This window comes from Brevibacillus panacihumi (genome assembly GCF_003710985.1).
Taxonomy (GTDB): Bacteria; Bacillota; Bacilli; order Brevibacillales; family Brevibacillaceae; genus Brevibacillus; species Brevibacillus panacihumi.
On the sequence record NZ_RHHT01000015.1, the window covers coordinates 32,440 to 46,875 of the forward strand.

At 53.5% G+C, this 14,436-nt stretch carries 13 protein-coding genes; 12 read left to right on the top strand and 1 reads right to left on the bottom strand.

All coding sequences use genetic code 11. The features are described from left to right. The first annotated feature begins 223 nt into the window (after positions 1-223). The 12 genes from EDM58_RS07960 to EDM58_RS08015 all read left to right on the top strand — a co-directional run bounded on the left by EDM58_RS07960 (position 224) and on the right by EDM58_RS08015 (position 13,686). Positions 224-1,576, top strand: a complete 1,353-nt coding sequence (locus EDM58_RS07960; protein ID WP_183187449.1) for a M20/M25/M40 family metallo-hydrolase — start codon at positions 224-226, stop codon at positions 1,574-1,576. 4 nt (positions 1,577-1,580) lie between these two features. Then, a complete protein-coding gene (locus tag EDM58_RS07965; protein ID WP_122912867.1) occupies positions 1,581-2,783 on the top strand; it encodes a M24 family metallopeptidase in 1,203 nt (400 codons plus the stop codon). A 9-nt stretch (positions 2,784-2,792) separates the two neighbouring features. Continuing rightward, positions 2,793-4,076 (top strand): M20/M25/M40 family metallo-hydrolase, encoded by a 1,284-nt coding sequence (locus EDM58_RS07970; RefSeq protein ID WP_122912868.1) that lies wholly within the window; start codon positions 2,793-2,795, stop codon positions 4,074-4,076. Between the two features lie 13 nt (positions 4,077-4,089). Further along, positions 4,090-5,268 carry a M24 family metallopeptidase gene (locus EDM58_RS07975; RefSeq protein ID WP_122912869.1) on the top strand — a complete coding sequence of 393 codons (1,179 nt, stop codon included), beginning with the start codon at positions 4,090-4,092 and terminating at the stop codon, positions 5,266-5,268. 32 nt (positions 5,269-5,300) lie between these two features. Next, on the top strand, positions 5,301-6,263 hold the full coding sequence (locus EDM58_RS07980) for an ABC transporter permease (protein ID WP_122912870.1): 963 nt from the start codon (positions 5,301-5,303) through the stop codon (positions 6,261-6,263). Between the two features lie 12 nt (positions 6,264-6,275). Then, positions 6,276-7,202 carry an oligopeptide ABC transporter permease gene (gene opp4C, locus EDM58_RS07985; protein WP_023557585.1) on the top strand — a complete coding sequence of 309 codons (927 nt, stop codon included), beginning with the start codon at positions 6,276-6,278 and terminating at the stop codon, positions 7,200-7,202. Positions 7,203-7,214: 12 nt separating this feature from the next. Beyond that, positions 7,215-8,903: a peptide-binding protein gene (locus EDM58_RS07990; RefSeq protein ID WP_122912871.1), complete on the top strand. Its 1,689-nt coding sequence runs from the start codon at positions 7,215-7,217 to the stop codon at positions 8,901-8,903. Positions 8,904-8,974: 71 nt separating this feature from the next. Continuing rightward, positions 8,975-10,036: a M24 family metallopeptidase gene (locus EDM58_RS07995; RefSeq protein ID WP_122912872.1), complete on the top strand. Its 1,062-nt coding sequence runs from the start codon at positions 8,975-8,977 to the stop codon at positions 10,034-10,036. A gap of 27 nt (positions 10,037-10,063) precedes the next feature. Then, on the top strand, positions 10,064-11,041 hold the full coding sequence (locus EDM58_RS08000; RefSeq protein WP_183187456.1) for an ABC transporter ATP-binding protein: 978 nt from the start codon (positions 10,064-10,066) through the stop codon (positions 11,039-11,041). A gap of 15 nt (positions 11,042-11,056) precedes the next feature. Continuing rightward, positions 11,057-12,025 carry an ABC transporter ATP-binding protein gene (locus EDM58_RS08005; RefSeq protein WP_031305943.1) on the top strand — a complete coding sequence of 323 codons (969 nt, stop codon included), beginning with the start codon at positions 11,057-11,059 and terminating at the stop codon, positions 12,023-12,025. Between the two features lie 24 nt (positions 12,026-12,049). Beyond that, positions 12,050-13,192, top strand: a complete 1,143-nt coding sequence (locus EDM58_RS08010; protein ID WP_122912874.1) for an NAD(P)/FAD-dependent oxidoreductase — start codon at positions 12,050-12,052, stop codon at positions 13,190-13,192. 17 nt (positions 13,193-13,209) lie between these two features. Then, positions 13,210-13,686 (top strand): DUF3830 family protein, encoded by a 477-nt coding sequence (locus EDM58_RS08015; protein ID WP_023557581.1) that lies wholly within the window; start codon positions 13,210-13,212, stop codon positions 13,684-13,686. Here the strand turns inward: EDM58_RS08015 and EDM58_RS08020 are convergent. Next, positions 13,667-14,389, bottom strand: a complete 723-nt coding sequence (locus tag EDM58_RS08020; protein WP_183187450.1) for a Crp/Fnr family transcriptional regulator — start codon at positions 14,387-14,389, stop codon at positions 13,667-13,669. The two genes, EDM58_RS08015 and EDM58_RS08020, sit on opposite strands and share 20 nt — an antisense overlap. Positions 14,390-14,436: the final 47 nt, after the last annotated feature.

A 14,436-nucleotide genomic window follows, 5' to 3' on the forward strand; every position in this document is an offset into this window, starting at 1 on the left:
AGGGAGTTAGGAAAGAATATTTTGCATGAGCAGTTTGGTTTTCTAACGAAAGAAAAGTAGACTGCCATTTTTTGGACAAGCCTCCTAAAAAGACTTTTCATATATGTAAAATATTTTACCCATCCCTTTTTTCACCTTGTGGTAAGATTGTGAAAAATTCAAACATTCGAGAAACGAAATGAAAATCAGGCTCAAGCACCACCACCAACAAAGGAATGATTCCATGTCCATCCAATGGAACCTCATAAAAGCGGAAGCAGCCAGCTACCTGCAGAAGCTGATCCAAATCGATACGACGAATCCCCCGGGCAATGAGTTGGAAGCAGCTCGTTATCTGGCAGAACTCGCCCGCAAGAACGGCCTGCATGCCGAGATCCAGGAAACGGCAGAGGGGAGGGCCAATCTTCTTATCTCCTACCAACAGCCTGTGGCGCAGGCCTTGGAAGCCCCAGCGAGCAGCTCTCTGATTCTGCTCTCTCACCTGGATGTGGTCGGGGCTGACGCAAAGGATTGGGAGCATGGGCCCTTTTCCGGCGCCATTGTGGATGATGTCCTCTGGGGACGCGGAACGATCGACACCAAGCAGTTGACCATCATGGAGCTGATGGCGCTCATCCTGTTAAAGCGGGAGAACCGCACGTTCGCAAAAGACATTCTGCTCGTCGCCACAGCAGACGAAGAAAGCGGCAGCACCTATGGCCTCCTGGAACTGTTGAAGACGCATGGCGAAATCTTTCGCAACAAGCATGTCATCAGCGAAGGGGGAGGTTTTCCGATCCTGGTCCATGATATTCCCCATTACTTGTGCGAAACAGGGCAAAAGGGAATTTGCCAAATCACCTTCCACGTGGCTAACAGTCAATCGACGCCGTACTACGTGGACAATCGTCCCATGCATGCCGCAGCCCGGCTCGTGCAGCGCATCACGCAATTTCGCTGGGAGGCGGAACCGCCGAAGACCACGGTCTATCTCCTGGACCAATTGCTGCAAAGCTGTGGGCTAGAAGAGGCAATCTCAGCGCCGATTGCAGAAAAATTACGTCTTCTTCAGCTGTTTGTCAGCCCCTTCATGGCAAATGTCTTGCGGGCCATGACCGAAAATACGATGGCGCCGACCATCTGGAAGGGGGGCAGGCTGGCCCGACAGCCACAAGGAGAGGCCGTCATCTGTATAGATTGCCGCCTGCTGCCAGGGGTGACAAGAGAGATGGTGGAGGAGAAGCTGGCCCAATTGGCAGAAGACCTGCCCGTTTCCTGGCAGATCGAGAGCTTTTCCCAAGGGTACGAAACGGATTTTGAAAGCCCGTTGTTCGAGGTGTTTGATCAGCGTGTACGGGCGCAGCTCGAGGGCAGCAAGGTAGTGCCGTTCATCGCCACTGGCAGCAGCGACGGTCGCCATCTTTTGCCCTATCGATCCCGTGTATTCGGCTTCTCTCCCATGCTTCCCGATGTCACGTTTGAAAAGGTGCTTCCGCTGGTGCATGGGGTAAATGAGCGCATCCCGCTGGACTCGCTGCTTTTTGGAATCAGGGTTTTATACGAATCAATCGGCCAATACATGACGAGAGGGGAGTAATCAGGTGGTACAGCAAACCTATCAGATCGCAAAAGAAAAGTTGGATCACGCCGTAACCCTGCTGGAAAAGGCGGGGGTGGATTCCTGGCTCGTGCTGACGCGAGAAGGCTCAGACCCAAGCATGCCGCTGCTGTTTGGCATCCGTTCGTTTCATACAGCAGCCATCTTTATCAACCGCAATGGCCAGCATAAGGTCATAGCCACGGTGAGCGATAAAGGAAACTACGAGGGAACAGGATTGTTCGCTGAGGTAATTCCTTATTACTCCAGCCTGGATGAAGTCTTTTTGCAGGAGCTGGAAAAGCAGTCCCCTCAAAAACTGGCGCTCAATATTTCTCATCACGATCATCTGTGCGACGGCTTGACGCTTGGCTTGTACCTGTGGCTGGAGGAGCTTGTGGGCAAAGAGCGCTTGCAGGCAATGGAAGTATCGAGTGAAGCGATTCTAAAAGAGCTGCGCAGCGTGAAATCTCCTGCAGAGATCGCCTGCATACAAAAAGCGGTGGATTACACCATCGAGATTTACGAGGAAGTATTCTCCCAAATCAAATGCGGCATGACGGAAATCGAGATCGGCGAGCTGTTCGTGCAGGGGATGAAAAAGCGCGGCCTCTCGAACGGTTTGGGCAATCCGCATGATCCTCCGCTGGTGTGTACGGTTCGGAATGGGCTGGCCCACCGCAAGCCGGGTGATCACAAGACGATTCCGGGAGATATTGTGATCATCGATTTCTCGCTCAAGTACAACGATTACGTATCGGATATCGCCAGGACGGTGTATCTGCTAAAGCCAGGAGAGACCAAGGCACCGGAAGAGATCCAGCGAGCATTTGACACCGCCATTGAGGCGATTACAGAAGCGATTCAATTCATCCGTCCGGGCGTGAAGGGCTGGGAGGTCGATGCCGCAGCGCGCCAGGTGATCGAAGCGGCTGGCTACCCGACCATTCGCCATTCCACCGGACATCAGGTCGGCAGAGAAACGCATGACGGAGGGACCATCCTGGGGCCGCGACGCACACCGCCGAGACCAGCTGTCGAAGGGACGGTACAGGTGGGAGAGATTTACGCCATCGAGCCTACAGTGATTCAAGACGATGGTCTGCCCTGCATTCTCGTAGAGGAGAACGTACTGATTACCGAGCAGGGAGCGAAAGTGTTGAGCAAAAGGCAGCTGGAGCTGGTCACCATCGCTTGCGGATCATAGGAGGATGCCATGTCTTCGATCGAGTGGACAAACGATTTGGAAAGGGAAACGGTGCAGCACTTCAAAGAGCTGATCCGAATCAACACATCGGCTCCTGCCGGAAATGAGTCAGAAGGCGCGCGCTATCTCGCGGATGTGCTTCGGGCTGAGGGAATAGAAAGCGAGATCGTGGAAAGCGAGCCGGGACGAGGCAATCTTCTCGCCAAAATACAGGGCGGCCCAGAACCCCCGCTGCTGCTGATCAGCCATTTGGATGTGGTGCCGGCAAGCCTGGACCAGTGGATTCATCCCCCTTTTGCCGCTGTCGAAGAAGACGGCTGGATCTACGGAAGGGGAGCGCTGGATACGAAAAATCTCGTAACGATGGAGCTGATGGCGTTCATCCTGTTGAAGCGGGCTTCCAAGGGCAAGGCTTTGAACCGGGATGTCTATCTGATCGCCACAGCCGATGAAGAACAGGGCAGCCGAAAAGGTATGGAATACCTCGTCCGGCACCATCCCGAGTGGTTTCCTTCCGGATGGGTGATAAACGAAGGCGGCGGCTTCTATGTGACGGCTGGCGACAAAGACTACATGCTCATCACGGCAGGTGAAAAAGGCGTTTGCAAGGCGACGCTGTTTGCCACTGGGCAAGGCGGCCATGCTTCTTGTCCTCCAGAGGAGCAGGCCATCGAAAAACTGGCCAGAGCGATCGAGCACATTACCGCCTATTCGTTCCCGGAAGAGATTGTGGGAGTGGGCAAGCGATTTTTGGATATTCTCGGGACTGCTGAAATGGATGCCGCTTTGCAAGATTTGCGCCGCTATGTGCTGCGCAACAGCGTCACCGTCAATGCCGTGGCAGGGGGAGAGCGGATCAATGTCATTGCCTACAAAGCCCAGGCACAGATCGAATTCCGCCTTTTGCCCCATGTCAGCCAGGCGAAGGTGGAAGCGTTGCTTGAGGAATGGTGCACGCAGTTCGGCATCAGCTATCAGATCGACAGCTTTGAACCAGGCTTTGAGAGCAGCTTGGAGGACTCGGAGCTCGTAAATGCATGTGCCTCTCAATTGCGCGAGCATGATCCGGAAGCCACGCTACTTCCGATACTCGCACTGGGCAGAACTGACGGACGCTTTTTGGGTGCAAGAGGGTCGGATGTGTACGGTTTTTCCCCGCTTTTGCCGCAGCTGCCCTTCGCTGACGTGTTGCGAAAGGTGCACAACCATAATGAAGCGATTCCAGTCAGCTCCCTGTTGTTTGGCACGAAGGTGATTGCCGAAACGTTGCGACAAATCTGTTTGGATTCGTAAGGGGGGAATGGAGATGAAATATGTCATCAACCAGCAAAAAATGGACCAAGCTGTACGCTATTTGCAGGACAACAGCATCGACCTGTGGCTGATTCTGACCAGCGAGGGGAGCGACCCGTGTCTGCCATTGATCACAGGCGTGAAGTCGGTAGGGCCGGCGGCATTTCTCATCAGTAAGGACGGCAAAAAATACGCGATGTGCAGCGGCATTGATGCGCAGGACATCGAGGAGTCCAATCTGTTTGATCAGGTGTTCAAATACCCCACGGAACTGGGAGAAACTCTTCAAGCCTTTGTGACAAAGCATCAGCCTAAAAAGATCGCGCTGAATTACTCGCGCAAGGAAAATTTGGCGGACGGATTGACGACCGGGCGCTACCGCTGGCTGCGGGAAGTGTTGAAGGATTGTTTTTCCGGCGAGTTCGTCTCTTCCGAATCGTTCCTGGAAAAGCTGCGCAGCATCAAGACGCCGTTGGAGATCGATCGAATCAAGCAAGCGATCGTCATCACGCAGGAGATTTACGATACGGTCTTTGCGCAGTTGCGGGCAGGAATGTCGGAAATCGAGATCGGGAAGCTTTTCGTCAAGGAATTGGAGAAGCGGGAGGTCGTCAATGGCGTAGACCGCACCTTGTCCATGCCGATCGTGATGAAAGAACGGATCGCTCACCGCCCGCCGGGAGAAGCCATCGTCGCCCCCGGGGATTTGCTCATCATGGATTTTTCGGTGGATTATGACGGTTATGTCTCCGATATCGCACGGACGGTGTACTTCCTCAAGCCGGGAGAAACCAAGGCTCCCGCTCATATCCAGGCTGCATTTGACGCAGCACACGCGGCGATCACAGCAGCAGGCAATGCCCTGAAGCCGGGAGTCCAGGGCTATGAAGTGGATCTGGTCGCCCGCAATCTGCTGCTGAAAAGAGGGATGCCGGAGATCACGCACGCTACCGGTCATCAGATCGGTCGAGATGTCCATGACGGAGGGACATTGCTCGGCCCGAGATGGGAGCGTTACGGGAATGCGCCATATGGGCTAGTGGAGCCTGGCATGGTATTCACGCTGGAGCCTACCATTTTGCCGGAAGACGGGCCGACTTTCATCGTGGAGGAAAATGTCCTTGTCACCGAAACAGGCATCGAATATCTCTCCGTACGGCAAGATGAGTTGATCCTGATTCCAGCGCAGTAATACAGACAAAAAGAAGAAGGCGGTGATTTTACGTGGCTAGCTATATCATTCGTCGGCTGCTGCAGGCCGTTCCCATCATTATCGGGATTACGCTGCTTACCTTTTTCATCATGCAACTGGCGCCGGGGAATCCCATGCAAACCATGATCAACCCGAAAATCCCGCTGAGCGAGATGCAAAAGGTGCAAGAAGAGCTGGGCTTCAACAAGCCGGTCATCTACCAGTATTTCAACTGGCTCAAAGAAATTTTGCAAGGAAATCTCGGCTACACTATCAAGACGGGACAGCCAGTGACGCAATTGATTATGGAGCGATTACCTGCGACGCTTCTCCTTACCTGTACGGCATTTTTGCTCAGCTTTGTCATCGGGATTCCATTAGGCGTCTATTCGGCTCTGCATCGCAACAAAACGCCTGATTACGTATTGACGGTCGTTTCTCTGGTGGGCATTTCGATCCCCTCGTTTTTCTTCGGCTTGGGCCTGATATTCCTTTTTGCGCTGAAACTGGGGTGGTTCCCAACCTCGGGTATGAAAACGATCGGAAAAGACTTGACCGGGATTGCTTTGTTCATCGATTACGCCAGACACATTATTTTGCCGGCCGCGGTTCTGGCGCTGCCCACCGTTGCCGTCGTCATGCGGTTCACCAGATCCAGCCTGCTGGAGGTCTTCTCGCTGGATTTTATCCGGACAGCACATGCCAAAGGTCTGAGCAAGCGTGTGGTCATCTTCAAGCACGCCCTGCGCAATGCACTTATTCCCGTTATCACCATTTTTGGCCTTTCGATTCCGTTCCTGTTTGGCGGCGCCTATATCACGGAGCATATTTTTAACTGGCCGGGCATGGGGAGCTTGGGGATCTCCGCTATCGTAGGACGCGAGTATCCGGTGATTATGGCCTTGAATCTGTTCACCTCGATTCTGGTGCTGCTTGGGAACTTGATCGCGGATATTTCCTACGCGTGGGCTGATCCGCGGATTCGATATTCGTAAGGGGAGATGAAAATGAGCCAACATGCAGATCTTGCAAGCAACCCTGCCGTACCCGAGCCCCTCTCTTCCCTGAAAAAAGACAGCATCGTCGCAGAAGCCTGGAAGCGATTCAAAAAGAACAAATTGGCGATGGTCGGGGCCGTCATCCTCTGTCTGCTCGTACTGGCCGCCGTATTCGCACCGTTGATATCTCCCTATGATCCCTACTCATCGGTAAAAAATCAGGCAGGGATGCTGAATGTAATGGCGCCTCCGTCCGGGGAGCATTGGCTCGGGACGGACAGTCTGGGACGGGATATCGTCAGCCGGCTGATCTATGGAGGGCGGATTTCCTTGAGCGTCGCGCTGGTGGCGGTCGCCATCTCTACCTGCATCGGCGTTCTCCTCGGCTTGCTGGCGGGGTACTACGGAAAATGGGTGGACGCGATCATCATGCGCATTACCGATATCGTGATCTGTTTTCCGGTTCTCTTCCTCGTGATCTCGGTCTCTACCATGCTGACACCGAGCATCTACAACGTCATGATCATTATCGGTCTAGTCAGCTGGACGACGATGACGCGGCTGGTGCGGGGAGAGGTGCTGCGGATCCGGGAGATGGAGTATGTCGAAGCGGTTCGGGCACTGGGACAAAACAATCTGGTGATCGTGTTTAAACACGTATTGCCAAATATCATGGCACCGATCACGGTTCAGGCGACGCTGCAAACGGCGGAAGCCATCCTGACGGAATCAGCCTTGAGCTTTTTGGGTGTAGGCGTACAGCAGCCGATCCCGAGCTGGGGGAACATGCTGCAGGATGCGACGTCGATCATGGTGCTTCAATTTAAACCGTGGATTTGGGCTCCGCCGGGAATCGCCATTCTGCTGACGATTCTCTCGATCAATCTGGTCGGAGACGGTCTGCGCGATGCACTTGATCCAAAGACAAAAAATTAGGAGGTATTTCAGGTGAAAAAAGGATCTTTTCTAGCTCTTCTCCTTGCGGCTGCCTTGGCCGTGGTGACCGGCTGCTCTTCCTCATCCAGTACACAGCCGCAGACTCCTTCCAGTCCGACTGAGACTGCTGCGCCAACAGAAGGCGGAAGTCTGACCATCGCTTCGGAAAGCGAGCCGGGCAATCTTAATCCTCATATCTGGGCCACATCGTCCGATACGTTTGTCACGCACATGATTTTCGATTCCCTGGTCATTCCGGACAAGGAATTGAAAATGGTCGGAAGCCTCGCTGAGAAGTGGGATGTGTCCGAAGACGGCAAAACGTATACCTTTCACCTGCAAAAGAACGTAAAGTGGCATGATGGAACCCCCTTCACGGCGAAGGATGTCGCCTTTACCTTTTCTTCGCTGGCGAAGCCCGAGTATGATGCAGGCGGTTACTGGCGGGTGTCTCCGGTAGTAGGAGCGGAAGAGGTGCATGAGGGCAAAGCGCAGGAAGTGACGGGGATCAAAGTCATCGATGATCACACGATTTCCTTTACCACAACGGAAAAATTCGCGCCGTTTCTCTCGGGACTGTTTATCGGGATCGTGCCGGAGCATCTCTTGAAAGACGTCTCGCCGAAGGAGTGGGCGAAGCACGACTTCAACCGCAATCCAGTGGGCACCGGTCCGTTCCAGTTCGTCAAATGGGAATCGGGGCAGTACATTGAGCTGAAGGCCAACAAAGAGTACTTCAAGGGAGCGCCCAAGCTCGACAAAATCGTCGCACGCTTCGGCGATACCAATACCATGCTTGCCGCTTTCATTAATCGTGAGGTGGATGTGGCCCCGGTGCCGATCGCCGAGATCCCGAGCATCCAATCCCTTGATTACGCAGAACTGAAGGTCGCCAATCAATTGAGCATGTACTACATCGGATTCAATGCGCTGAATGAACATTTCCAGGACAAAAAAGTGCGGCAGGCCTTGGCTTACGCGATCGACAAGCAATCGATTGTAAGCTCGATTTTGGGTGAATACGGCAAGGTTTCGTTCGATGTCTTCCCGATGAATCACTGGTCCCATAATCCGGATGTGCCTCAGTATCCGTATGATCCAGCGAAAGCGGAAGCGCTGCTCCAGGAAGCGGGATATGCGAAGAACGGAAAAGGCATCTATGAAAAGGGCGGCAAAGAGCTGACGTTTACGTTGGAAGTGCCGACCGGAAAAACTGAACGGGAAAAAACGGCGGCTCTAATTAAACAGTATTTTGAGAAGATTGGCGTGAATATGGAGCTGCGCGCGCTTGATTTCCCTACTCTGGTCACCAAGCTGCTGCCGAAAAATGCAGACGGCACGCAGCGCAAGGTAACAGCTGACGACTACCATGCCTACATTCTCGGCTTTGGTGTAGAAGCCGACCCGGATGAGTATCGCAGCTACTTCGGAAGCAAGTACATGCCGCCGAACGGCTACAATTTCGTGAGCTATTCCGATCCCGAGGTCGATCAGCTTTTGGAGCAGCAAGTAGCCGAAGTCGATATGGAAAAACGGAAGGGTCTCTTCTGGGAAGTGGGCAAAAAGCTGGCTGAGGACGAAATCTGGATTCCTCTCTATGAGCAGGAAGCCCCTTATGTTGCCAACAAGCGATTGGTTGGTTTTGATCCTGATTTCCGCGGCCCTACGTTCAATGCGCAGGATTGGGCTGTCACTCAGTAAGCAGGAAAGTCTCCCTCCCGATCGGGTGTGGGAGGGAGATCTACTACCTTTTCACAGAAGGAAGATTGGATATGAAAAGACTGGAAAAAATTCGCGAGTTTATCCGGGAAAAGGGCATTGACGCATTCTTCGTCCAATCGCTCAAGAATCTTTCCTATTTTTCCGGGTTTACCGGGAGCAACGGCTATCTCTTGAATACGGCGACGAAATCTGTGCTCGTCACCGATCAACGCTATTCGGAACAAGCAAGGCAGGAGGCGCCGGACTGGGAGATCATCGTGCACGGACTGGACCCGTTTTCGACCTTGGCAGAAGCGATCGGAAGACTGGGGGCTGCCACAATCGGCTACGAGTCCAAGGAGATCACGGACTTCCAGATCACAGCCTTGCGCGAAGGAAATCGCAGTGTTAAGTGGGTGCCTTTCGTGGATGTCTGCATCGGGCTTCGTTCCGTCAAAGAAGAGAGCGAGATAGCTTGCATCCAAGCGTCTCTGAAAATTGCCGAGGATGCTTTGGAAAAGCTTCTGCCAAGCATCCGGCCCGGTGTGAGCGAACGCGAAATCGCCATTGAACTGGAAATCCTCATGAGAAGGCTCGGCAGTGAAGCTCTTGCGTTCGATACCATCGTCGCATCGGGCACCCATTCTGCCCTTCCTCATGCCAAGCCCTCAGACCGGACGATCCAGGAAAATGATTTGATCGTCATTGACTTTGGCGCTACCTGGAAGGGGTATCGATCGGATATCACCCGCACGATCATCGTTGGCGAGCTGGAGTCGCCGTTGCAGAAAATCTTTGATTGCGTGCATCAGGCGTTGGAGGAAGCGGTGGCGGGGATCAAGCCAGGCTCTACGTGTCACGAAGTGGATAAACTGGCCCGCGATGTGTTTTTGGCGGCTGATCTCGAGTCCTATAGCTTGCGTGGGCTCGGGCATGGAGTGGGCCTGGATATTCACGAATATCCGCGTGTGGTGATGAACAACCAAGCCCGGATTGAACCAGGGATGCTGTTTACAGTGGAACCGGGCGTATATGTGCCGAACGTGGGCGGCGTGAGAATCGAAGATATGGTCGTGGTGACGGCAGATGGATGCCAGGTGCTGACGCGATCTCCCCGCATCATCAGGCTGTAAGGAAGCAGGTGAGTAGGCTTGAGCGAAATGTTGCTGGAAATAAAAGAGCTGAGTACGGGCTTTGACACGGAAGATGGATTTCTTCCTGCATTGGACAAAGTCAGTCTCTCATTGAAAAAAGGGGAGACATTGGGGGTAGTCGGGGAGTCCGGGAGCGGCAAGAGCTTGACCTCCCTATCGGTCATGAATCTGATCCCTTCCCCGGGCAGGGCAGTCAGCGGCGAGATCCTGTTCAAAGGCAAGAATCTGCTGGCACTTGGCGAAGATCAGATGCGCGCGATTCGCGGCAATGAAATCTCGATGATTTTTCAGGAACCGATGACCTCGTTAAACCCTGTCTATTCGGTGGGGGAACAAATCATGGAGGTGCTCCGACTGCACCAAAAGGCAGACAAAAAAACGGCGCGGGCGAAGACGATTGAGATGCTGCGGCTGGTGGGAATCCCAGCCCCGGAGAAGAGAGTGAACGACTATCCTCATCAGCTCTCCGGCGGGATGAGGCAGCGGGTGATGATTGCGATGGCCTTGGCCTGTCAGCCCGATTTGTTGATTGCAGATGAACCGACTACAGCCTTGGATGTGACGACGCAGGCGCAGATTCTCGATTTGATGGGCGATCTGAAGGATCGGCTGCAGACGTCTATTTTGCTGATTACCCACGATTTGGGCGTCATTGCGGAGACAGCGGACCATGTGGCGGTCATGTACGCGGGCCAGGTGGTAGAGTACGCAGAGGTCAAGCAATTTTTCCGCGAACCGCTGCATCCCTACTCGCGTGGACTGATGAATTCGATTCCTACTCTGGAGCAGACCAGGGAGCGCCTGGAGGTCATCAAGGGTGTCGTACCTACCCTGCAGCAGATGCCAAAAGGGTGCCGCTTTTGTACGAGATGCGATGAAAAGCAGCCCCTATGCGAAGAGGATGCGCCGCCGCTGCTGGACTACCAAGGAAGTCAGGTCAGCTGCTGGAAATACACGGAACGTTGGGAACCGTCACCCAGATAAGGAGGGAACCTACTGATGCACAAAGATAACATTCTCGAGGTGAAAAATCTCGTCAAATGGTTCCCCGTAAAAAAGGGCTTGTTTTCGAAGACGAACAGCTATTTGAAAGCGGTGGATAACGTCAGCTTTTCCATCCCCAGGGGAGAAGTGCTGGGGCTCGTAGGCGAATCGGGTTGCGGGAAATCGACAACAGGCAGAGCAATCCTCCGCTTGATCGAAGCGACGCAGGGAGAGGTGTTGCTGGAAGGGCAAGATTTGTATCGCTTGAATAAAGCAGCGCTCAAAGAAAAGCGAAAAGACATGCAAATCGTGTTTCAGGACCCCTATGCCTCGCTCAATCCCAGGCTGACGATTCGCAGCATCATCGGTGAAGCGATCAAGCTGCATCAGGTGGTAGGCGAAAAAGAGCGGGAAGCGTTCATGGAAGAGCTGCTCTACGAGGTGGGCTTGGGGAAGCATTTTCTGAACCATTTCCCCCATCAATTCTCCGGCGGTCAACGCCAGCGCATCGGGATTGCCCGGGCCTTGGCTGTCAGACCCAAGCTGGTGGTAATGGACGAAGCGGTATCGGCACTCGACGTCTCTGTTCAGGCGCAGGTGTTGAATCTGTTTCAGGATTTGCAGGAAAAGTACGGGCTTACCTATCTGTTTATCACCCACAATTTGAGTGTGGTCAAGCATATCTCCAATCGGATCGCCGTGATGTACCTGGGGCAAATCGTCGAGTTGGCCGACAAGGAAGAGTTTTTTCAAAATCCGCAGCATCCGTATTCGCGGGCTTTGATCAGCGCGATCCCGTCGTCCAGCCCGGAAATCAAGCGGGAGCGAATCCTGTTGAAAGGCGATTTGACCAGTCCGGTAGATCCGCCGCAGGGCTGCCGGTTTTATTCCAGATGTCCGGAAGCGCAAGCGATCTGCAAGGAAGTTCAGCCTCCTCAAAAAGAGGTGAGGAACGGGCATCTCGTCGCATGTCATTTACGATAATTACGAGGAAAGGGAGGCAGAATCATGCGAGAAAAAGCGGAAATCGTGATCGTGGGTGCAGGAGTGATCGGTTGCTCCATTGCTTATTTTTTGTCAAAAAAAGGATATTCTGATATTGTGGTGATCGACAAGGGGGGAATCTCTTCCGGGATCACAGGCATTTGTCCCGGGGGCGTACGGCAGCAGTGGGGAACCGAAATCAACTGTCTGATGGCCAAAGCATCGACTGAGTTTTATCAGCGGATCAACGACGAGCTGGAACCGGAATATGAAATCAAGTTCCGCCAGGTGGGATACCTGTATCTGTTTCACAGCGAGCAGGCGGCCAAAAACTATCAGCCGAGCCTGGAGCTGCAAAACAGGCTGGGCATCCCCACCAAATTTATCACTCGGGATGAAGTGAAAGAGATTGTGCCGGGGGTCAATACGGACACCTTCCTTTCCGCTTCTTATTGCCCGACGGATGGATTTGCTGACGATGCCTACCATGTGACGACCAGCTTTGCGGCAGCGGCCAAACGGCGAGGCGTCCGGTTTATTCTCGACGAGGTTCCGCAAATCCTGGTGGAGAACAATCGAGTGGTGGGTGTGCAGACGGGGCGGGGCAGGATTGATTGCAGCTTCGTCGTCAATGCCGCGGGACTAGGCTCCAAAGAATTGGCCGCAACCATCGGAGTGGAGATTCCGATCCAGCCGGAGGTTCGCCGGATTTTGTACACCAATCGGATCGAGGAGCGGATTTTGGAGCCGCTGCTGATCTCTTTTGAGCGCGGTTTCGCAGCCAAGCAATTGACAGACGGAACGATCTATCTCAGCTATTTGGGCAGTGATATGAAGCCGCCGTACAATAGCTTCGATTATCAGATGAAAGCCGCCGAAGTAGGCATGGAGCTGTTCCCGCCCTTGGAACAAGTAGAGTTCCGCACACATGTGGACGGCACCTACGACAGTACCCTAGACCATCAGGCGATTCTTGGAGGGGTGGACGAAGTGGCAGGGTACTACCAAGCGATCGGGATGAGCGGACACGGCTTTATGATGGCCCCTGCCATCGGAGAGACCATCGCGGATACGATCATCGGAAACAAGACGTCTGTTGATATTTCGCCGCTTCACTTTAACCGTTTCCGCCAAAATGCGCTGATTCCAGAGCCGAGGGTGGTCTAATGGAAGGGAGAGAGAACATGTCCAATCAGATTAAGCTGTCTTTTCCCCATCATCAGATCGAGATTTGGGCAGACCTGTTGACGGAAAAAGCACCGATTACGTGCAAGGCGATTTGGGAGATTCTCGAAACGCCTCTGCAGGTATCCTGCAAGCATGCCATGTACACGGGAAAAGAGCTTTCCATCCAGCTTCCACAGGAGCGCTGCGACACAACCCCGTTGCATGAGGTCGCACCCGAAAATCAAACCTGCTTTCCGGCGGTCGGCGATCTCTTGTTTACGTACATGCCGCCCTATGCCTGGAACGGCATCCCCGCACCGATCTATGATTTGGGATGCTTTTATGGGCAGGACTGCCGAACCTTTTTCCCGATGGGCTGGGTGCCAGGCAACCGTTTTGCAGCCATTCGCCAGGAAGATCTCGAAGCCTTTGCGCTCATGGGTGCCAAGGCGATCCAGGAAGGCCAGCAGACGATCATCCTTCAGCGTGCTTAGTGAGCTTCCAGGTCTCATCCTGAACAAGTGATTCCAGACGGGGCAGATCGGTTATCACATAGTATTTGTTTTGCTTCTCCAAAATGTGGTGCCGCTCCAGCCACTTGAGGGTATTGATGACGGTGATTCGTGTGGTGCCGACCAGATTCGCCATCTCCTGATGGGTAAAGGTCGTGGCGATCTGGATCGAATCCTGCTCCAATGGCGTGCCGTAATTGAGCGCCAACTGGATGAGAGTGGCACAGATCCGGTGCGGAGCCTTCCTGTAGCTTAGCTGCAACGACTGCGCGCATAGCATGCGGTATTTGCGGCTTTCAAAATGAAGCAGCTGCTCCACCAAATGGAAGTTTTGCTTCAGCAATTCTCTGAACCGGCCGGTGCTGATTTTGTAGAGAACCGTTTTGGAAACCGTAATGGCGCTGGTGGCATGGGGCAGGTTGCCAAGCGAGTCGTACTCTCCGATCAAGCCGTTTTTTCCAATGAAGGCCAATGCTTTCTCCTCACCGGCTGGCGTGGTGGCATATAGACATACCCTGCCGCTTGCGATGAGATACAAGTGTTCAGCCTCGTCATCCTGTTCGAAAATGATCGTATCCTTTTTACATTCGATCGGGGTCCCGGCTTCCTTCAAAAGTTCCCATTGATCGGGCAGATTCTCCAGCCACGGGGTTGCCTGATAAACTTCTCTGATGGACTCTAGCAATGTATCCACCTCTGCTGTTCGAAAATTGTGAAAGTAGGGTTGTTAAA